Here is an 18526-nt window from a genome sequence, read left to right on the forward strand (position 1 = left end):
AGCGGAATATTTTTGGAAATCGCCGGTAAACATGCCGATTGCATGGGGAAGGGTGACAGCAGCCAGCCGAGTTGCTATGCCCTCTTTACCTCCCCCTCGATGGGGGAGGTCGCCGCGAAGCGGCGGGTGGGGGTGCCGGGGCGATTTGCCAATGCCGAAGCTTGACCGGTTCAAGCTGCAGTCTGCGCAACGGCTTCGGGCGGCAATGACCGATGAGGAACGCATCTTGTGGCGGCATCTCTGGCGAATCCCCGTGGAAGGCGCGCACTTCCGTAAACAAGCATCCGTCGGGATTTACTTTCCGGACTTCATGTCCCATCGGCTGAAATTGATCATCGAGGTCGACGGTGCCCACCACAGCTTTGATGGCCAGCAGCGCCGTGATGAGGTTCGAACGAAGTGGTTCGAAACCCAGGGCTATCGCGTGATCCGCTTCTGGAACCATGAAGTGAAAAACGAACTGGATTCCGTGCTTGATACGATCTATGCGGCGGTGGAAGAACGGAAATTACACCTTCGCCCCGAGAGATAACGCAGAGGGCGCTGGTGACCGAGACGCCGCCACCCCACCCCGGCGCTGACGCGCCGACCCTCCCCATCAAGGGGAGGGTGAGGAGCTAATTTATGCCCGACCTGCTTTTAGAACTCCGTTCGGAAGAGATTCCCGCGCGCATGCAGCGCAAGGCGGCGGGCGACCTGAAGAAGATGATGACGGACGGTTTGGTCGAGGCCGGGCTGACCTATGAGGCGGCGCGCGAATATTGGACGCCGCGGCGGCTCGCGCTCGACATTCGCGGCGTGACCGCGCGCTCGAAGGACATCAGCGAGGAGATCAAGGGGCCTTCGACCAAGGCTCCCGAACAAGCGGTCCAGGGTTTTCTGCGCAAGGCCGGTCTCTCCTCGATCGCCGAGGCGCATATCCATGCCGATCCGAAGAAGGGAGACTTCTATGTCGCCCATATTGCGAAGCCGGGCCGGGCGGCGGAAGAAATCATTGCCGAGTTGGTTCCAGGCGTCATCCGCGATTTTCCATGGCCGAAATCGATGCGCTGGGGGCCGGCCTCGGCGAAACCCGGATCGTTGCGCTGGGTGCGGCCGCTGCAATCCATCCTCTGCACCTTCGGCCCTGAGACCGAGGAGCCGGTGGTCGTCGATTTCGAGATCGACGGCATCCGCTCGGGCAACGTAACGTACGGCCACCGTTTTCACGCCCCGGGCGCGATCACCGTGCGCCGCTTCGACGACTATGCCGCCAAGCTGGAGGCGGCGAAGGTCGTGCTCGACGCCGACCGGCGAAAGGAGATCATCCTTTCCGACGCCAGGAATCTGGCTTTCGCCAACAGGCTCGACCTTGTCGAGGACGAGGGGCTGCTCGAGGAGGTGTCAGGCTTGGTCGAGTGGCCTGTGGTGCTGATGGGCGAGTTCGAGCAAGACTTTCTCGCCATTCCGGCCGAGGTGATCCGGCTGACCATCCGCGCCAACCAGAAGTGTTTCGTCGCGCGGCCGCAGGGCGTCGGTGAAGAGCTTTCCAACCGCTTCATCCTGACCGCCAATATCGAAGCCAAGGATGGCGGCAAGGAGATCGCCTACGGCAACGGCAAGGTGGTGCGCGCGCGGCTGTCCGACGCGCTCTATTTCTGGAAGACCGACCAGGGCGACCTGCCTGATCTCGACCAGTTGCAGGCATCGGCGGAAAAGTTCGGGCTCGATCTCAAAAAGCCGCTCGACCAGCGCATGGCCCGCCTCGACCATCTCGGCGTCACCTTCCATGCCAAACTCGGCACCCTAGGTGAGCGGGTGGAGCGGATTGTACGGCTTGCTGAGGAGTTGGCGCCGATCGTAGCGAGTTCAATCTCCCCCCTTGAGGGGGAGATGGCCGGCAGGCCAGAGGGGGTGGCTGCGCGTGAAACTCCGGCATCCTCTGTCCGCGATAGGGCGTCGCGTCAGGACGTGCCGACCCCCTCTGTCGCCTTCGGCGACATCTCCCCCTCAAGGGGGGAGATTCCCGCGCTCGCACGTCGCGCTGCCGTCTTGGCCAAGGCCGATCTCACCACCGAAGTGGTCGGCGAATTCCCCGAATTGCAGGGCGCCATGGGCCGCAAATACGCGCTGCTACAGGGAGAGCATCCCTCGGTCGCCGCCGCGATTGAGGAACATTATAAGCCGCAGGGCCCGTCCGACCGTGTTCCGACCGACCCGGTATCGGTGGCCGTAGCGCTCGCCGACAAGCTCGACACGCTGGTCGGCTTCTGGGCGATTGACGAAAAGCCGACGGGGTCAAAGGATCCCTATGCGCTGAGAAGAGCAGCGCTAGGGGTGATCAGGATCTTGGTCGAGAATGGCGTGCGGCTACCGGTCCAGCGCCAGTTTCTTAACGCACTGTTCGGACTTACCTACAATGGCGGTAATCGTTTTTCGGTGGTCTGGCGAGCGGATGACGGGGGTGATTTCACTACTGGCGTTGGATCGGCCGATGATCTGCTCAGTGAGCGAGCAGGTTTGTTGTCCTCGGAGGTACGTGGCGTAGAACCCCCAGACCATTCTGCGGCTGAAATAATTGCCGACCTCATCTCCTTCTTCCACGATCGCTTAAAAGTCTATTTGCGCGACCAGGGTGCGCGGCATGATTTGATAGATGCGGTGTTGTCAGCGGGCTCGCGCCTGATCTCCCCCCTTGAGGGGAAGATGTCGCCGAAGGCGACAGAGGGGGTCGCCGACCCACGCAAGACGACCCCCTCTGCCCTGCCGGGCATCTCCCCCTCAAGGGGGGAGATTGGCCAATCGTCCAACGACGATCTCCTCCAAATCGTCCGCCGCGTCCAAGCACTTGGCTCCTTCCTCGACACCGAGGACGGCAGGAACCTGCTTGCCGGCACCAAGCGTGCGGCCAACATCCTGGCCGCCGAGGAGAAGAAGAAAACGACGGTTGCCGAACGTGTTGAGCCGGGTCTATTCCGGGAAGATGCCGAAAAAACGCTGTTTGCCGCGGTAAATCAAGCCGAGAAGGAAGCCGGCCAAGCGATTCACAATGAAGACTTTTCCGCCGCCATGCTGGCGCTCAGCGCGTTGCGTGAACCGGTTGATTCATTCTTTGAACGCGTTCTTGTGAATGATGAGGACCAGGCCGTTCGTGCCAATCGTCTGGCACTGCTGGCGCGCATCCGGGCAGCGACCGACCAGGTTGCGGATTTCTCGAAGATCGCCGGCTGAGCGCGAGCGTTCGTCATAGCCTTCGAACGGCTATCTGGCCTGCTCGATCTCGGGAATGGGCGTCGGTTGCGGCGTTGCCGGCTCAGGCGGGCTGTTCGTTGCCGTTATCTTTTTGTCGGATCTGGTGGCCGCCCCAGGTGCTGCAGCGGTTGTCGCGGCAGGCGCGGCGCTCGGGGCCGGCTTTGCGAAGGCATCGCCGACGATGCCGCCGCGAATGATCATCGGGCTTTGCATGAAATCATGCTTGGGCTTGGGCTGGCTCGGGATCGCAGCAACTTTTTCATAGGTGACATCAGGCACTGGTTCGCCGAGCGCCACGATCGATAGCGTCGAGGAGCTCCCAGCCACCTTCACCGGTTCAGGCGCGCCGAGCTTGACGACGGACGGCGTCGAGGATGGTGCACCGAGAACAACGAAGGACGAAGCGTGTGCTCCGCCCGCCGCCAGAGTGAGACCAAGCGCTCCCAGGATACGCACCCAGACCATGATAGATCCCCTGCCCAACAGGCAGTCAACATACCGTCCGGGAATTGATGCGGGCTTGCGAGGAAAGCTAGCATTTTAGCGATTTGGTAATTCGCTAACGCCCGGACTTGCCCCGTAAACGTCACCGTATTACGCACCCACATCTGTGAGGTCCTGCTTCTGTAAGGTGATGAGAGTGGCTGAGATACTTGCCGCCGGCGAGGCGATGGAGCGGGCGCTGGCGCTGCTCGAAGGCGGTGATGTCGTCGCCATTCCGACGGAAACCGTCTACGGGCTGGCCGCCGACGCCACCAATGGCGTCGGCGTAGCGCGCATCTTCGAGGTCAAGGGCCGGCCGCGCTTCAACCCGCTGATCGCCCATGTTGCCGATCTGGCGATGGCCGAGCACATCGCGCTGTTCGATTCCCTCTCGAAAAGACTGGCGCAGACATTCTGGCCGGGACCGCTGACGATGGTGCTGCCGCAGCGGCCCGGCAACGGCATTCATCCGCTGGTCACCGCCGGGCTGGATACGATCGCGCTGCGCATGCCGAAAGGCTTTGGCGGCGAACTGATCGCTAGGCTCGGACGCCCGCTCGCAGCGCCCAGCGCCAATTCCTCAGGCAAGATCAGCGCCACGACAGCCAAGGCAGTGGCGGCGGATCTCGGTGCAAAAATCAAGCTGGTGGTCGATGGTGGCGCAACGTCCGTCGGGCTCGAATCGACGATCGTCAAGATCGAGGGCGGAAAGCTGCGGCTGCTGCGACCGGGAGGCATTGCCGCCGAGGAGATTGAAGCGGTCGCCGGCACGACGCTGTCGCGCGGTGCGACGGGCATCGAGGCGCCGGGCATGCTCGCCTCGCATTACGCGCCGGGTGCTGCGGTGCGGGTCAACGCCGCAAAAGTCGCAAAGGGCGAAGCCTTGCTGGCGTTCGGCCCCCGCCGTGCCGAAGGCTGGCAAGGTGCTGCTGCTTTGCGCAACCTGTCGGAGACCGGCGACCTGCGTGAAGCCGCGGCCAACCTCTTTGCCCACATGCAGGATCTCGATCGCAGCGGCGCCAAGACAATCGCCGTCGAGCCGATTCCGTTCGACGGGCTGGGCGAGGCGATCAACGACCGGCTTTCGCGCGCTGCCGCCCCTCGTGACAAGATCGATTGGGCACCATAGTTTCCACCTATGAACGACATATCCCGGGATCTCGACGTCGCCCTCATTGACCGCTTTGCGGCAATCGTCGGCGACAAATACGCGCTTCGGAACCAGCAGGATATCGCGCCTTATCTCATAGAAAGGCGCGGCCTTTGGCATGGCCGAACGGCGCTGGTGCTGAGGCCGGGCAGCGTCGACGAGGTTAGCCGCATCATGCGGCTGGCGACCGAGACGGGAACGCCGGTCGTGCCGCAAAGCGGCAACACCGGGCTGGTCGGCGCGCAGGTGCCGCATATGTCCGGCCGCGAGATCGTGCTGTCGCTGTCGCGGCTGAACCGCATCCGTGAGATCGACCTCCTCTCCAACACCGTCACCGTCGAGGCCGGTGTCATCCTGCAGACGCTGCAGGAAGCGGCCGGCGCCGCCGACCGGCTGTTTCCGCTGTCGCTTGCCGCGCAGGGCTCCTGCCAGATCGGCGGCAATCTCTCTTCCAATGCCGGTGGCACCGGCGTGCTTGCCTATGGCAATGCGCGTGAGCTCTGCCTCGGCGTCGAAGTGGTGCTGCCGACCGGCGAGGTGTTCGACGATCTGCGCAAGCTGAAGAAGGACAACACCGGCTACGATCTGAAGAACCTGTTTGTCGGCGCTGAAGGCACGCTCGGCGTCATCACCGCCGCCGTGCTCAAGCTTTTCCCCAAGCCCAAGGGGCGCGAGGTGGCCTTTGCCGGCCTGTCCTCGCCGGAGGCGGCACTGTCCCTGTTCAGCCTGGCGATGGATCGCGCCGGCGCTGCACTCACCGCTTTCGAACTGATCGGCCAGAGACCCTACGAATTTACGCTTCTGCACGCGCCAGGCGTCGTGCGGCCGCTGTCCGGGGATTGGCCGTGGTATGTGCTGATGCAGATCTCGTCGGGGCGCTCGGCGGAGGATGCGAGGGCCCTGATCGAGGAGGTGCTCTCAGCCGGCCTCGAGCAGGGGATCGTCGGCGATGCAGTGATTGCGGCGAGCATCGCGCAGGGCGATGCTTTCTGGAATTTCCGCGAGGTGCTGCCCGAGGCGCAGAAGCCCGAAGGCGCCTCGATCAAGCACGACATCTCTGTGCCGGTGGCGGCCATCCCGCAATTCATCGAAAAGGCGGCCGGCGCCGTTCAATCGGTCAGCCCCGGTGCGCGCGAGGTGTGTTTCGGCCACATGGGCGACGGCAATCTCCACTACAATATCTCCCGGCCGGTCGGCGGCGATGACGAAGCGTTTCTCGGGCTCTATCACGCCATGAACAAGGCCGTGCACGATGTCGTGCGCAGCTTTCACGGCTCGATCTCGGCCGAGCACGGCATTGGCCAGCTGAAGCGGGATGAATTGATCGCGACAGCGCCGCCGATGGCGATCGATTTGATGCGCAGGGTGAAGGCGGCCTTCGACCCGGCCGGCATCATGAATCCTGGTAAGGTTATCTGATCCTTTCGACGTCTTGTGAATGGTTGCATTCCGATAACCATCCCCTCGAGATCAGCAAAATTTAACCGACTTTCTTAAGCGCTGCGATAAGAAGCCCGCCCTAATGTTTCTCCACAACGAGGCTGGAAAACCGGCCCGGAGAACCGGAAGACCGGCTCTCAGGAGAGACAGGAAAGGCACAATATGAACACTGGACTGAAGCCAGTCTGGGCCGGGCGCAACATGCGCCTCGACCCATTCCGCCTGCCGCAGGTGGTGAGCTACGCCACGCGCGACGATTATGGCGACGTTACCTTCACCATCGACCACCGTGGCGCCGTCATTCGCCGCATGCTGGAGATGAGCGGCCTGCCGGCGTTCATCGCTCTGCCCGCCAACGCGTTTCGTGGCGTGGCCGCCCGCGCGATGGAGGATCCGGATGGCAATGTCACGGTGACGCTGGAGCTTCTGCACAATGATCCGATGCTGTCGGTGCCGCTGCTAGTGGCCGACGATCTCGAGGATGTCGCCGCCGACTGGCGTGCCTGGGCCGATGCCTACCGTCTGCCGATGCTTCTGATCGAATCAGACGGCATCGCCCGCACGCTGGAGGAATCGCTTGGCGCCGCCATCAAGACATTGCCGGCGCAGAACCGCCGCAAGGGTCGGGTTTCGACCACGCGTCGTCCGCGCTTCCTCGCCCGTCGCAGGGCCGGCGATCTCGGCCTCAGGCTGGTGATTGGCGGCCAGGAGATCATTTCGCGCGGATAGCTACACCAGCGGCTTCAACGCCACCCACAGCGCGCCGCCGATCAGGCCAAGGAAGATCAGCCAGCCGACCTGGTTGTTCGATCTGAACAAGAGCATGCACTGGTCCGGATCGTCGATGTCCAGCACTGCGATTTGCCGCGCCATATGCGCTCCGGCGGCGATCAGTCCGGCCAGCGCCGGCACGGGCGCCTGCGCCGACGCGAAGGCGATGGCGAAGCAGACCAGCGCCCCGCCATAAAGCCCGACGAGCCAGGCCTTGGTGTTGTCGCCGAACAGGCGTGCGGTCGAGCGCACGCCGACGATGGCGTCGTCCTCCTTGTCCTGATGCGCATAGATCGTATCATAGCCGATCACCCACAGGATCGAGCCGATATAGAGCATGACGGGCGGGCCGTCGAGATCGCGGAACTCGACCGCCCATCCCATCAGCGTACCCCAGGAAAAAGCAAGGCCGAGAACCAGTTGCGGCCAGTTGGTGTACCGCTTCATGAATGGGTAGATGGCGACTACGGCGAGCGAGCAGATGCCGAGCAGGATGGCAAAGCCGTTGAACTGCAGAAGCACAGCGAGTCCAATCAGTGCCTGAATAACGAGAAACGCCCAAGCCTGCCGGCGCGTGACCTTTCCCGCCGGCAGCGGCCGTGAGCGCGTACGTTCCACCTGGTTGTCGATGTCCTGGTCGACCAGATCGTTATAGGTGCAGCCGGCGCCGCGCATGGCGATGGCGCCAATCAGGAACAGCAGCAGGTACAAAGGTGTCGGCAGCAGCGAGAGCAGCGTATCGGTAGGGCGTGAATAGGCACTCGCGGCAAGGGCTGCCGACCACCAGCACGGCCACAGCAGCAACTGCCAGCCGATCGGCCGGTCCCACCGGGCAAGCTGCGCATAGGGCCACAGCCAGCGCGGCAGAATGCGGTAGACCCAGTGGCCGCTCGGCGCATCGGCGACGCGGCCCTGGGCAGCTTTCGATTGGATGGGTTCCATAGTGTTGGAGTGGCAGCAGTGGCGAACGCCGTCAAGCATCAAGCAGGCCTCGTTCCCGTGTGGAATTGCTTCAAACTCTCCCAAATGTCTTGACCCATCGTCCGGGGCGCAATAGCGCAGTCCTGATCGTGGAATGGCAAGGGATCTGGCATGCGTGTTTTGTTGATCGGCTCCGGCGGCCGCGAGCATGCGCTGGCCTGGAAGATCGCGGCCTCGCCGCTGCTGACGAAGCTTTACGCGGCCCCCGGCAACCCGGGCATCGGCCACGAAGCCGAACTGGTGACGTTAGACATTGCCGATCATGCGGCGGTGGCCCGGTTCTGCACGGAGAAAAACATCGACCTCGTCGTGGTAGGGCCGGAAGGGCCGCTGGTTGCCGGCATTGCCGACGACCTCCGCGCCGCGAACATTCGCGTCTTCGGCCCATCCCGGGCGGCGGCGCGGCTGGAAGGTTCGAAAGGCTTCACCAAGGACCTCTGTGCGAAATATGATATCCCGACCGCCGCCTATGGCCGCTTCGGCGACATGGCCTCGGCCAGGGCCTATGTCGAAAAGATGGGCGCGCCGATCGTCATCAAGGCCGACGGCCTCGCCGCCGGCAAGGGTGTCACCGTCGCCATGACGTTGGCCGAGGCGCTGGCCGCACTCGATGCCTGTTTCGACGGGTCCTTCGGACAGGCCGGCGCCGAGGTGGTGGTCGAGGAGTTTCTCACCGGCGAGGAGGCGAGTTTCTTTTGCCTGTGCGACGGCGCCACCGCGTTGCCGTTCGGCACCGCACAGGATCACAAGCGCCTCAGTGACGGCGACATCGGCCCGAACACCGGCGGTATGGGGGCTTATTCGCCGGCTCCGGTGATGACGCCGGAGATCATCGACCGGACCATGCGCGAGATCGTAGAGCCAACCATGCGCGGCATGGCCGAACTTGGCGCACCGTTTTCCGGCGTGCTGTTTGCCGGGCTGATGATATCAGGCGAGGGGCCGAAGCTGATCGAATACAACACCCGTTTCGGCGACCCGGAATGCCAGGTGCTGATGATGCGGCTGAAGGACGATCTCCTGGTCCTGCTCAACGCTTCTGCCGACGGCCAGCTTGCACATACCTCCGTGCGCTGGCGCGACGAGGCGGCGCTCACTGTGGTGATGGCGGCAAGGGGTTACCCCGGCACGCCGGAAAAGGGCTCGGTCATCCGCGGCCTCGAAGAGGCCGCTGGCGATGGCGTCGAGATCTTTCACGCCGGTACCGCCATCAACAGCGGCGCGCTGATCGCCAATGGCGGCCGTGTGCTCGACGTCACGGCTGTCGGCGACACGGTCGGAGAGGCGCAGAGACGAGCCTATGCCACACTCGACCAGATCGATTGGCCGCAAGGTTTTTGCCGCCGCGACATCGGCTGGCAGGCCGTCGCGCGCGAGCAGGCGCGCTGACGCCGAACGGCTTTCAGCTTTTAGCGCTGGCCATGGTCGAACTCGGTTGATGCGGTGCTGACCGGATCGCCGGCGGCGGGCGTGGCTTCAACCGCTGATGCCGAGTGCTTTTCGTTCCGCGTCCAGGCCACATATTCGGCAATCCCGCGCGGAAGGCGCAGCAACGTCTTCACAGCAGGCATTTGAAAGCTGCTGCGGAACTTGGCCCAGCGGGCGCTGAACATGGCGGTGATTTCGGTGAAGGTCGATGGTGCCACCACGGTGGCGTAGGTGATGGCATTGCCCGCAAGGCCGGCCTCGCGCGAGAGAGGCACCGGTATCGAGGCAAGGTAGTCCGGCTGCACGTCGATCAGGCCGCCGAAGGGCCATTGCGCGCGCAATGTGGCGGCATCCATCGGTGCGACATTGACGTCGATATCGTTCGGCGTGCCGGCCACCCGGTATGGACAGCGGAACCGGCCGCAATTGGCTTTTGCCGAGAACTGCCAGAGTGCGTAGCCTTGCCAGTTGCCCATCGGAAAATGCATGCCGATGTCCGGCTTGTAGCGCGCATACCAGAGCGGCAGCCGCGACAGGAGCCGGTATTTGTACTTGTTGTCGGCGATGTGCCTGGCGGTCTTGCCGTTGGTGTAGAGCACCGGAAAGCGGCCCAGCCGCCGATGCACATGGCGGACGAATTCCTCTGCATCCTCGAGCGACATCCATTTCGTGGGGTCGTCATCCTCGATGTCGAGGGCGAGCAGGTCATCCGGACCAGGTTTCGCGAAGTTGATGAAATTATTGGCCTGTCCCACGGGATTGCCGGGGCGGGCGAGATGGTAAGCGCCCCATTTCAGGCCGAGCGCCTTGGCCACCACCTTGCGCGTCTGGAACAGTTCCTGTGCCACCGCATGGCGCTTCCACAGCGCCTTGCAGAGCCGCGTCTCGGTCTCGTCGCCGAAACAGAAATAGGCTGGCGGCATCCCGTCGGACGCCTTGTTGATGAAACCGACGATCCGCTTGTCGGTCGCAAGTTCAGCCCAATCGATGGAATTGTATTCGTAGGCGTCGATCACCAGCGCCCGGTCGGCCTTCCACGGCTCGGAGAAATCCGAGGCTTGTGCCGGCCCCAACGCCATTATCATCGCGGTCGCGACGAGGAGTCCTAGGCGGCGGAGAGGGTGCGCCGGCGGCTTCAAACAGCAGATCCTTGCTGGCCAAAGCCTGATCCTGAACCGCCATGGTTAAGGGAATGCTTTCGGCGGTCCGTGGCGAATGCCGCAATTCGGCCGGTTATGGTTTTGCTGGCCATCAACGAGGGGAGAGCGGCTGGATCTGGAACAGGTCGGGCGCCGGCGCCTGCGGCAGCGTTTCCTCAGCCTCGCGTTTGCGATGATGGGCCAGCGAGCATTTCGGCGAACACAGAATGCCGCGATCCGACCAATAGGCGGAGCCGACCTCGATCTTGCCCCGATGGTGCCAAAAACCTGCCGCTCGATAGGGCAGGCCGCATTCGATGCAGCGATAGGCGTGAGGTCTGGCGAGCACGTGCGGTCCGATCCAGTATTCTTGGTCTGTCGCCGGTCGGCTTGTCCGGCTTTTTGCCGATTTTAGCCTGAACAGCTCCAAATGCAAAATCCGCGTGACAAAATTTGACGTTTACGTAAAAAGAAGGCGGGAGCGGCGACCCAAAAGCGAATGGTTTTGTGTCCGCACGGATCATAAATTTCCCTGCCGGACAGAGGAGGAGCGAGCGGCATGTATCGGGCACCGGTCGAGGAGATCGCCTTCACGCTGAAGTATGTGGCCGGCCTGAAGCCGGCGCTCGCCGCCGGCTCCTTTGGCGAGCTTGGCGAAGACCTCGTCGACGCCATTCTGGCGGAAGCCGGCCGCTTCGCCACAGAGGAGGTCGCGCCGCTCTACAAGATCGGCGATGAACTAGGCGCGGTGCTGAGCGGCGCTGCCGTCACCATGCCGCCCGGCTGGAAGGCGCTCTACCGCCGCTGGATCGACGGCGGCTGGAACGCGCTGTCGGCACCGGAGGAATTCGGCGGCCAGGCGCTGCCGACCATGCTGGGCGTCGCTGCGCTCGAAATGTGGAACTCCGCCGCCATGGCCTTCGGCATCGGCCCGACGCTGACCATGGGCGCGGTCGAAGCGCTCGACAAGCACGCCTCACCGGCGCTGAAGGCCAAATACTTGAAAAAGCTCGTCTCCGGCCAATGGATGGGCACGATGAACCTGACCGAGCCGCAGGCGGGCTCGGACCTGAATGCGTTGCGCGCCCGCGCCGAGCCGGCCGGCGACGGCACCTACCGCATCTTCGGGCAAAAAATCTTCATCACCTATGGCGAGCACGATTTCACCGACAACATCGTCCACCTGGTGCTGGCGCGGCTGCCGGATGCGCCGGCCGGCACACGTGGCCTTTCGTTGTTCCTGGTGCCGAAATTCCTTGTCGGCGAGGATGGCGCGCTGGGCGCACGCAACGATGTCTTCTGCTCCGGGCTGGAGCACAAATTGGGCATCCACGCCTCGCCGACCTGTACCATGATCTATGGCGATGGTTTCGACGGGATGGCGCCTGGTGCGATCGGCTGGCTGATCGGCGAGGAAAACAAGGGCCTCGCCTGCATGTTCACCATGATGAACAATGCGCGGCTTGCCGTCGGCATGCAGGGCGTGGCGGTCGCCGAAACGGCCACGCAGAAGGCGCTCGCCTATGCCAATGACCGCCGGCAAGGTAAGGCCGCGAGCTATGATGGCAACGGCATGGCGCCGATCGTCCATCACCCGGACGTGCAGCGCAACCTCCTGACCATGAAGGCGCTGACCCAGATTGCACGCGCCATCAGCTATTCCTGCGCGCATGCCATTGACTACGCGCGCGTATCCGTCGGCGATGAAGCCATCCATTGGCAGGAACGTGCCAATCTGTTGACGCCATTGGCCAAGGCCTTTTCCACCGATGTCGGCGTCGAAGTCGCCTCGCTCGGGCTGCAGGTTCATGGCGGTATGGGATACATCGAGGAGACGGGTGCGGCAGCACTTTATCGCGACGCGCGCATCGCGCCGATCTACGAAGGCACCAACGGCATCCAGGCGATCGACCTAGTGGCGCGTAAGCTGCCGTTGGGCGGTGGCGAGCATGTGCATGGTTACATCGCCGAACTAAAAGCGGTCGCCGATGAAGTGCGGACCTCAAATCCCAGGGGTTTTGGCCGCACCGCCGATGCTCTCGACCAGGCGCTCGACGACGTCGGCCACGCGACGCGTTTCCTGCAAGGGCTGCTTGCCGACGGGCGCTCGGACGAGGCGCTGGCCGGTGCTACGTCGTATCTGCGGCTGATCTCGCTTGCGGCGGGCGGCGCCTATCTGGCACGCGGCGCGCTTGCCGACCAAAGCCGCGTCGCCCTTTGCCGTTTCTTCGCCGAAAACCTGCTTCGCGAGGCGGGCGCGCTGAAGGAGCGCGTCATCGGCGGCGCCGAAAGCCTTGCCGCTGCGGGCAAGACACTGATTTCTGCCTGACATCCATAAGGTTGCCGTTTCACGAAAAGGCTGACGTTCACAAAGGATCACCCGTGACAGACCACATCCTCGTCGAGCGCCAGGGCGCCATCCAGATCATCCGCATGAACCGTCCGGACAAGAAGAACGCGCTGACGCGCGCCATGTATGCGAAAATGTCGGCGGCGCTTGCCGAGGGCGACGCCGATCCGGCGATCCGCGTCCATGTCTTCTTCGGTGTTTCAGGCGCCTTCTCGTCCGGCAACGACCTTGCCGATTTTATGGTCGTCGCCACCGGCGGCGAGGGCGGCACCGAGGTCTGGGATTTCCTGATGGCACTGGCCAGGACGGAAAAGCCCATGGTTTCCGGCGTCGATGGCATCGCGGTCGGCATCGGCACCACGCTCAACCTGCATTGCGACCTGACCTTCGCCACGCCGCGCACACTATTCCGCACGCCCTTCGTCGATCTCGGCTTGGTCCCCGAGGCGGGGTCGAGCCTGCTTGCGCCGCAGATTCTCGGCCGGCAAGGCGCCTTCGCGCTGCTTGGCCTCGGTGAAGGTTTTTCTGCCGAGCGGGCGAAAGCTGCCGGGCTGATCTACGCGGTGGTCGAGGATAACGAGCTCGAAGCCTCCGTCCTGGCAGCGGCCAGTCAAATCGCGGCCAAGCCGCCGCAAGCGCTGAAGATCGCGCGTGACCTGATGCGCGGCTCGCGTGAAGACCTTGTTGCCCGTATTGGCCAGGAAAGCGAGCATTTCCGCGAGCGGCTCAAGTCCGAGGAGGCCCGCGCGGCCTTGATGGCCTTCATGACCAGGAAGAAATAACCTAGCGTTCTGCGATCGAAACTCTTCAATCCGATAATGGGCATTTTCATCCCGATCGTTTCCCGAAGAAGTTGATGCGCCTGAATGTTAGGGATAAAGCCTTGTCTTGTCCCAGCCGCCCTCCGCGTTGCGGGAAAAGACGAGGCGGTCGTGCAGCCGGAAAGGCCGATCGTGCCAGAACTCGATCGTCTGCGGCACGATACGGAAGCCCGACCAGTGTTTCGGCCGTGGGATCTCGCCGATCGCATGGCGCGCCGTGTATTCGGCAACGGCTTTTTCCAGTGCGAAGCGGCTCTCCAGCGGCCGCGATTGTTTCGAGGCCCAAGCGCCGATGCGGCTGCCTCGCGGACGCGTCGCGTAATAGGCGTCCGCTTCCGCCTCGGTAACGATCTCCACCGGCCCGCGTGCGCGCACCTGCCGCCGCAGCGATTTCCAGTGAAAGCACATCGCCGCCTTCATGCTGCCAAGAATCTCGCGGCCTTTGGCGCTCTCGAAATTCGTATAGAAGACAAATCCGCTTTCATCGAACCCCTTGAGCAGCACCATCCGCACATTCGGCATGCCCTCGGCATCGACGGTCGCCAGCGCCACGCCGTTGGGATCGTTGATCTCACTTTTCGTTGCGTCGTCGAGCCATGCGGCAAACAGGCGGAATGGCTCGGCAGCCTCGGTAAAGTCACCGCTTGTTAACTCAGTTTCGCTCATAGTTTTTCCAAATTCTATTGCCGGCCGGGGAGATTGCCGATTGTCGCGCATCGCGCAACCTTTTGACAGCAGGCAATGGAGCCTTATTGCTTCGGCCAGCGCCCAGGCTGCGGTCAAGGTCGCGATCGTGCTGGTCGCCTTGCCGCTTGCGGCCTGCGGTGCCGGCGGCTTCAGTTTGGAGCAGGCGGAGGTCGACCGTACGATCCTGACCAGCAGCACGCCTGCTGCTGCCTCGCCGATCGATCAGGATCGCGCCTCGGACCAGGCGACGATCCGCAACGCGGTGTCTTCCGCCGATATCCAGGAACTTGGCGGGCAGGCCGTTCCCTGGGCGAATTCCGATACCGGTTCGCGCGGCTCGATCACCGAACTGGCGGAGTCCAGAGACAACGGCCAGCTTTGCCGCCGCTTCACCGCGTCGCGCGAAAGCTTCGACGGCGTAGCCCTGTTCAAGGGCGAGGTGTGCCTGGCCGGCGCCGGCGCCTGGCGGATGCAGGACTTCAAAGCGCTCTGATTTTCCACCATCATATGACCGCGCGCCACTGGAATTTCTTCCTATGCGAGCGCATATAGATGGCAATCGTGGACTCACTCCTTCTCCAGGGCAGGAAGCATGCGCGACCCCTATGAGGTGCTGGGCGTTGCCAAGAACGCATCGGCCAAGGACATAAAATCGGCATACCGCAAACTCGCCAAGGAGTATCATCCGGACCAGAATCCGGATCCCAAGGCGAAGGAGCGGTTTGCCGCAGCCAACCAGGCTTACGAAATCGTCGGCGACGAGAAGAACCGTGCGGCTTTCGATCGCGGCGAGATTGACGCCGAGGGCAAGCCGCGCTTTCAAGGTTTCGAGGGTGCCGCCGGCGGCGCCGATCCGTTCGCAGGTTTTCGCCGGCAGCAAGGGCCGGGCGGCTCACGTTTCGAGTTTCGCTCAAGCCGTCCGGGCGGCGATCCGTTCGACGGCAACAGCGACATCTTCAGCCAGATATTCGGCGAGACCTTCTCTCGCGGTGCCGGCATGGGCGCCGGCCGGCAGGCGCCGTCCGGCGCCGACCTGAACGTGACGCTCGACATCACCATCGAGGAAGCGGCGACTGCGGAGAAGGTAACGGCGATGTTCCCCGACGGACGCAAGGTCGCCGTCAAGCTGCCAGCCTATGTCGAGGACGGCCAGACCATCCGGCTGAAAGGCCAGGGCGAGCAAGGGCCGGGCCAGCCGGGCGACGCGCTGGTCAAGATCCGCTTCCGGCGGCACCCGCGCTATCGTGTCGAAGGCCGCGACCTCCACGCCGACCTGCCGGTTGCACTGGCGGATGCCGTGTTGGGAGCCAAGGTGGCGGTCGAAACGCCGACCGGCAAGGTTGCGGTCAATGTTCCCCCCTGGTCGAGCTCGGACAAGGTCCTGCGGCTGAAGGGCAGGGGCTTGCCGGAAAAAGTTGGCGGACACGGTGATCTCTACGCGCATGTGCGGCTGATGCTTCCCGAAGGGGGCGACAGCGATCTCGAAGCGCTGATGCGCAACCGGAAACGCTAGCGCATGACCCCCTAAAATCGATGCGCAAGGTTAGGTGCTACAGCGTCCTTTGTGCGTCCAAAGGGACGCGCGGCGCTGTGGGGCGATGCTTTTGTCCCTGAACTGTCCGTGTTGAACGCTTGAAGGGGCTCTGTGCCTGTGCGATAGCCACTCCACAAAGCAGAAGATATTGCGGAGAGCGCTCACATGGCGGGTGGACAAGGCATTATGGCCGGCAAGCGCGGGCTTGTCCTTGGCGTCGCGAACAATCGGTCGATCGCCTATGGCATAGCCAAGGCTTGCGTCGACCACGGCGCCGAGATTGCGCTGACCTATCAGGGTGAGGCGTTCAAGAAGCGCGTCGAGCCGCTGGCGGCGGAACTCAACGCCCATGTCGCCGGCCATTGCGATGTGACCGATCCGGCAACGCTGGGTGCGGTGTTCGACGACATCGCCAAGCATTGGGGCAAGCTCGATTTCCTCGTCCACGCCATCGCCTTTTCCGACAAGGACGAACTGACAGGCCGCTATGTCGAGACGACGCGCGACAATTTCCTGCGCACCATGGACATTTCGGTGTATTCCTTCACCACCATCGCCAAGCGCGCCGAGGCGCTGATGAGCGAGGGCGGCTCGCTGCTGACGCTGACCTATTATGGCGCGGAAAAGGTGATGCCGCACTACAACGTAATGGGCGTCGCCAAGGCGGCGCTCGAAGCCAGCGTGCGCTATCTGGCCGTGGACCTTGGCGCCAGGAAGATCCGCGTCAACGCCATCTCGGCCGGGCCGATCAAGACGCTCGCGGCCTCCGGCATCGGCGATTTCCGCTACATCCTGAAGTGGAACGAATACAATTCGCCGCTGAAGCAGACGGTCACTCAGGAGGAAGTCGGCGATTCAGCCGTCTATTTCCTGTCCAACCTTTCACGCGGCGTCACCGGCGAGATCCACCATGTCGATTCCGGTTACCATGTCGTCGGCATGAAGGCCGTCGACGCACCCGACATTTCGACCGTCAAGGACTAGTTCCTTCCACGAACACCAATCCTGCCTGTCTGCTCCCGATCTCTTCCGGAAGACCTGATGTATCCGCTCGTCTACATCGCACGCCACGGCCAGACGAAGTGGAACGCCGAGTCGCGGTTGCAGGGGCAGGCCGACACCGATCTCAATGCGCTCGGCCGCGAGCAGGCTAGCCGCAACGGGCGCCGGCTGGCCGAATTTGTCCATAACCCCCAGGATTTCGACTTTGTCACCAGCCCGATGCGGCGCACGCGCGAGACCATGGAGCGCCTGCGCGCGGCGATGAAGCTCGATCCGCATGCCTATCGTACCGATCCTCGCCTTGTCGAAATGAGTTTCGGCGACTGGCAGGGTTTCACCTTTCCCGAACTCGAGGCCCGGCATTTGGGCTCAGCCAGGGAGAGGCGCTTCGATAAATGGAATTTCCTGCCGCCCGGCGAGGGCGCCGAAAGCTATCAAATGCTGCTCGAACGGATAAAGCCGTGGTTCGACGCGCTGGACCGCCAGACGGTCTGCGTGACCCATGGCGGCGTCGTGCGCGCCCTGTTCCGCATGGTGCTGGGAATGCCCGAGAAAGAAGCCGCAACCCTGAATGTGCCGCAGGATCGCTTGCTCAGGCTAGAGGGACGACGCCTGGAGTGGCTCTAAGGGTCGAAACCCACTCACTCTGAACGACCGTGTTCAGCCCTCTCGCCGTCGCTTCACACCGGCCGGCAAAGCCGTCCGACATGCTGACATTGAGGACACCTGCCGATCTTGAGGCCGTGGCGACGATCATCGCGGCCCCCGATCCGGTCGAGGGCGGCGAACAAGCTCTGGCTCGATGGAGCTCCGGCATGAGTCAGGCCGTATCTAGCCGGAACTCTTCACCGGCCATTTCGACGATGGAGCCGCCCATTGCCGAGCAGGCGTGGTGCGTCGCTGCCCGACAGAGTGTGTCGTGAACGAAGGCCTGAAGTCGGCTGAATGAGTTTTGACTAAGACCGTGATCCCGAACCGGGGGTTCGGACAAGATGGTAGGTCACACGACCTTCATCCCGGCTTTCGGGACAGGTCAGCCGGAAAGGCGCTATTCGGTTGAATCCGGCAATTGCATGTCGGTGATGACGTTCTCGCCGTTTGTCTCGTCGTAGGCGATCACGATATCCATGCCGGGTTTCAGCGCTTCGAGATCGGTTTCGGCGTTCAGCTTGTAGGATTTGCCGTCGTCGAGTGTCAGCGTCAACGTGTCCTTATCGATCTCTTTGATCAGACCTTCGGTTTGGCCGGCGAAGGCGGCGGTGGAAATCAGCAACATGGCGGCAACGGCGCCGAGTAGGATACGCATCATCGTCCTCTTATCATTGCGCCGGCACGGTGGCGGCGGGTGTTCAACAGACGGATCGAAGGAAGCAGAAACCAACCGAATGTGTCAAAACTAAATCCGCCAGATCACAGTTTGACCGCTGCCGAAAACGCCAATAGAACGCAGGCTACAGCGCCGCGCGCCCCGTTGGACGCGCGCAGGACGCTGAAGCACTTTGATTTTGC

At 63.0% G+C, this 18526-nt stretch carries 19 protein-coding genes; 13 read left to right on the plus strand and 6 right to left on the minus strand.

The window, feature by feature from the left end:
* The first annotated feature begins 151 nt into the window (after positions 1-151).
* Both CIT31_RS08775 and glyS read left to right on the plus strand, forming a co-directional pair.
* Complete coding sequence (locus tag CIT31_RS08775; RefSeq protein WP_095518274.1) at positions 152-532, plus strand: endonuclease domain-containing protein; 381 nt, start codon at positions 152-154, stop codon at positions 530-532.
* A 92-nt stretch (positions 533-624) separates the two neighbouring features.
* Complete coding sequence (glyS, locus tag CIT31_RS08780) at positions 625-3210, plus strand: glycine--tRNA ligase subunit beta (RefSeq protein WP_095518275.1); 2586 nt, start codon at positions 625-627, stop codon at positions 3208-3210.
* 30 nt (positions 3211-3240) lie between these two features.
* Here glyS and CIT31_RS08785 read toward each other — a convergent pair whose 3' ends face one another.
* A complete protein-coding gene (locus CIT31_RS08785; RefSeq protein ID WP_095518276.1) occupies positions 3241-3696 on the minus strand; it encodes a hypothetical protein in 456 nt (151 codons plus the stop codon).
* A gap of 175 nt (positions 3697-3871) precedes the next feature.
* Between CIT31_RS08785 and CIT31_RS08790 the strand changes: the two genes are divergently transcribed.
* The 3 genes from CIT31_RS08790 (at position 3872) to CIT31_RS08800 (ending at position 7033) form a co-directional block, all read left to right on the plus strand.
* Positions 3872-4843 (plus strand): L-threonylcarbamoyladenylate synthase, encoded by a 972-nt coding sequence (locus CIT31_RS08790; protein ID WP_165778380.1) that lies wholly within the window; start codon positions 3872-3874, stop codon positions 4841-4843.
* A gap of 9 nt (positions 4844-4852) precedes the next feature.
* Positions 4853-6283 carry an FAD-binding oxidoreductase gene (locus CIT31_RS08795; RefSeq protein WP_095518278.1) on the plus strand — a complete coding sequence of 477 codons (1431 nt, stop codon included), beginning with the start codon at positions 4853-4855 and terminating at the stop codon, positions 6281-6283.
* A gap of 183 nt (positions 6284-6466) precedes the next feature.
* Positions 6467-7033, plus strand: a complete 567-nt coding sequence (locus tag CIT31_RS08800; protein ID WP_029355556.1) for a DUF6101 family protein — start codon at positions 6467-6469, stop codon at positions 7031-7033.
* Here the strand turns inward: CIT31_RS08800 and ubiA are convergent, their stop codons facing one another.
* Positions 7034-8017, minus strand: coding sequence for a 4-hydroxybenzoate octaprenyltransferase (ubiA, locus tag CIT31_RS08805; protein ID WP_095518279.1), 984 nt, complete (start codon positions 8015-8017; stop codon positions 7034-7036).
* Positions 8018-8167: 150 nt separating this feature from the next.
* On the opposite strand from ubiA, the gene purD reads away from it, so the two are divergent.
* Positions 8168-9445, plus strand: a complete 1278-nt coding sequence (gene purD, locus CIT31_RS08810) for a phosphoribosylamine--glycine ligase (protein WP_095518280.1) — start codon at positions 8168-8170, stop codon at positions 9443-9445.
* A 20-nt stretch (positions 9446-9465) separates the two neighbouring features.
* Here purD and CIT31_RS08815 read toward each other — a convergent pair whose 3' ends face one another.
* Complete coding sequence (locus CIT31_RS08815) at positions 9466-10563, minus strand: glycoside hydrolase family 25 protein (protein ID WP_165778393.1); 1098 nt, start codon at positions 10561-10563, stop codon at positions 9466-9468.
* A gap of 172 nt (positions 10564-10735) precedes the next feature.
* A complete protein-coding gene (locus CIT31_RS08820; RefSeq protein ID WP_095518414.1) occupies positions 10736-10972 on the minus strand; it encodes a hypothetical protein in 237 nt (78 codons plus the stop codon).
* A gap of 210 nt (positions 10973-11182) precedes the next feature.
* Here CIT31_RS08820 and CIT31_RS08825 point away from each other — a divergent pair, with 210 nt between their 5' ends.
* Both CIT31_RS08825 and CIT31_RS08830 read left to right on the plus strand, forming a co-directional pair.
* A complete protein-coding gene (locus CIT31_RS08825) occupies positions 11183-12952 on the plus strand; it encodes an acyl-CoA dehydrogenase family protein (protein WP_095518282.1) in 1770 nt (589 codons plus the stop codon).
* Positions 12953-13005: 53 nt separating this feature from the next.
* Complete coding sequence (locus CIT31_RS08830; RefSeq protein ID WP_095518415.1) at positions 13006-13755, plus strand: crotonase/enoyl-CoA hydratase family protein; 750 nt, start codon at positions 13006-13008, stop codon at positions 13753-13755.
* An 87-nt stretch (positions 13756-13842) separates the two neighbouring features.
* On the opposite strand, the gene pdxH is transcribed toward CIT31_RS08830, so the two are convergent.
* Positions 13843-14460 carry a pyridoxamine 5'-phosphate oxidase gene (gene pdxH / locus CIT31_RS08835; protein WP_029355567.1) on the minus strand — a complete coding sequence of 206 codons (618 nt, stop codon included), beginning with the start codon at positions 14458-14460 and terminating at the stop codon, positions 13843-13845.
* Positions 14461-14500: 40 nt separating this feature from the next.
* Between pdxH and CIT31_RS08840 the strand changes: the two genes are divergently transcribed.
* From CIT31_RS08840 to CIT31_RS33785, 5 genes are all read left to right on the plus strand, one after another.
* Positions 14501-14974, plus strand: coding sequence for an RT0821/Lpp0805 family surface protein (locus tag CIT31_RS08840; RefSeq protein ID WP_095518283.1), 474 nt, complete (start codon positions 14501-14503; stop codon positions 14972-14974).
* Between the two features lie 99 nt (positions 14975-15073).
* Positions 15074-15994: a DnaJ C-terminal domain-containing protein gene (locus CIT31_RS08845; RefSeq protein WP_095518284.1), complete on the plus strand. Its 921-nt coding sequence runs from the start codon at positions 15074-15076 to the stop codon at positions 15992-15994.
* Positions 15995-16180: 186 nt separating this feature from the next.
* Entirely contained in the window at positions 16181-16999 is an 819-nt protein-coding gene (gene fabI / locus CIT31_RS08850) for an enoyl-ACP reductase FabI (protein WP_095518285.1), read from the plus strand.
* A 57-nt stretch (positions 17000-17056) separates the two neighbouring features.
* A complete protein-coding gene (locus CIT31_RS08855; protein ID WP_095518286.1) occupies positions 17057-17644 on the plus strand; it encodes a histidine phosphatase family protein in 588 nt (195 codons plus the stop codon).
* A 29-nt stretch (positions 17645-17673) separates the two neighbouring features.
* Positions 17674-17940 (plus strand): hypothetical protein, encoded by a 267-nt coding sequence (locus CIT31_RS33785; RefSeq protein ID WP_133116120.1) that lies wholly within the window; start codon positions 17674-17676, stop codon positions 17938-17940.
* A 125-nt stretch (positions 17941-18065) separates the two neighbouring features.
* On the opposite strand, the gene CIT31_RS08860 is transcribed toward CIT31_RS33785, so the two are convergent.
* The gene (locus CIT31_RS08860; RefSeq protein WP_029355578.1) at positions 18066-18323 is read right to left on the minus strand and encodes a DUF1344 domain-containing protein; all 258 of its coding nucleotides are present in this window, start codon (positions 18321-18323) and stop codon (positions 18066-18068) included.
* Positions 18324-18526 lie beyond the last annotated feature (203 nt).

The organism is Mesorhizobium wenxiniae (assembly GCF_002284535.1).
GTDB lineage: Bacteria > Pseudomonadota > Alphaproteobacteria > Rhizobiales > Rhizobiaceae > Mesorhizobium > Mesorhizobium wenxiniae.

Bases quoted from the DNA above. Each gene is read 5' to 3' on its own strand.
- CIT31_RS08775 (WP_095518274.1), top strand. From the start codon at position 152: ATGCCGAAGCTTGACCGGTTCAAGCTGCAGTCTGCGCAACGGCTTCGG.
- glyS (WP_095518275.1), top strand. From the start codon at position 625: ATGCCCGACCTGCTTTTAGAACTCCGTTCGGAAGAGATTCCCGCGCGC.
- CIT31_RS08785 (WP_095518276.1), bottom strand. From the start codon at position 3,696: ATGGTCTGGGTGCGTATCCTGGGAGCGCTTGGTCTCACTCTGGCGGCG.
- CIT31_RS08795 (WP_095518278.1), top strand. From the start codon at position 4,853: ATGAACGACATATCCCGGGATCTCGACGTCGCCCTCATTGACCGCTTT.
- CIT31_RS08800 (WP_029355556.1), top strand. From the start codon at position 6,467: ATGAACACTGGACTGAAGCCAGTCTGGGCCGGGCGCAACATGCGCCTC.
- ubiA (WP_095518279.1), bottom strand. From the start codon at position 8,017: ATGGAACCCATCCAATCGAAAGCTGCCCAGGGCCGCGTCGCCGATGCG.
- purD (WP_095518280.1), top strand. From the start codon at position 8,168: ATGCGTGTTTTGTTGATCGGCTCCGGCGGCCGCGAGCATGCGCTGGCC.
- CIT31_RS08815 (WP_165778393.1), bottom strand. From the start codon at position 10,563: ATGGCGTTGGGGCCGGCACAAGCCTCGGATTTCTCCGAGCCGTGGAAG.
- CIT31_RS08825 (WP_095518282.1), top strand. From the start codon at position 11,183: ATGTATCGGGCACCGGTCGAGGAGATCGCCTTCACGCTGAAGTATGTG.
- pdxH (WP_029355567.1), bottom strand. From the start codon at position 14,460: ATGAGCGAAACTGAGTTAACAAGCGGTGACTTTACCGAGGCTGCCGAG.
- CIT31_RS08845 (WP_095518284.1), top strand. From the start codon at position 15,074: ATGCGCGACCCCTATGAGGTGCTGGGCGTTGCCAAGAACGCATCGGCC.
- fabI (WP_095518285.1), top strand. From the start codon at position 16,181: ATGGCGGGTGGACAAGGCATTATGGCCGGCAAGCGCGGGCTTGTCCTT.
- CIT31_RS08855 (WP_095518286.1), top strand. From the start codon at position 17,057: ATGTATCCGCTCGTCTACATCGCACGCCACGGCCAGACGAAGTGGAAC.
- CIT31_RS08860 (WP_029355578.1), bottom strand. From the start codon at position 18,323: ATGCGTATCCTACTCGGCGCCGTTGCCGCCATGTTGCTGATTTCCACC.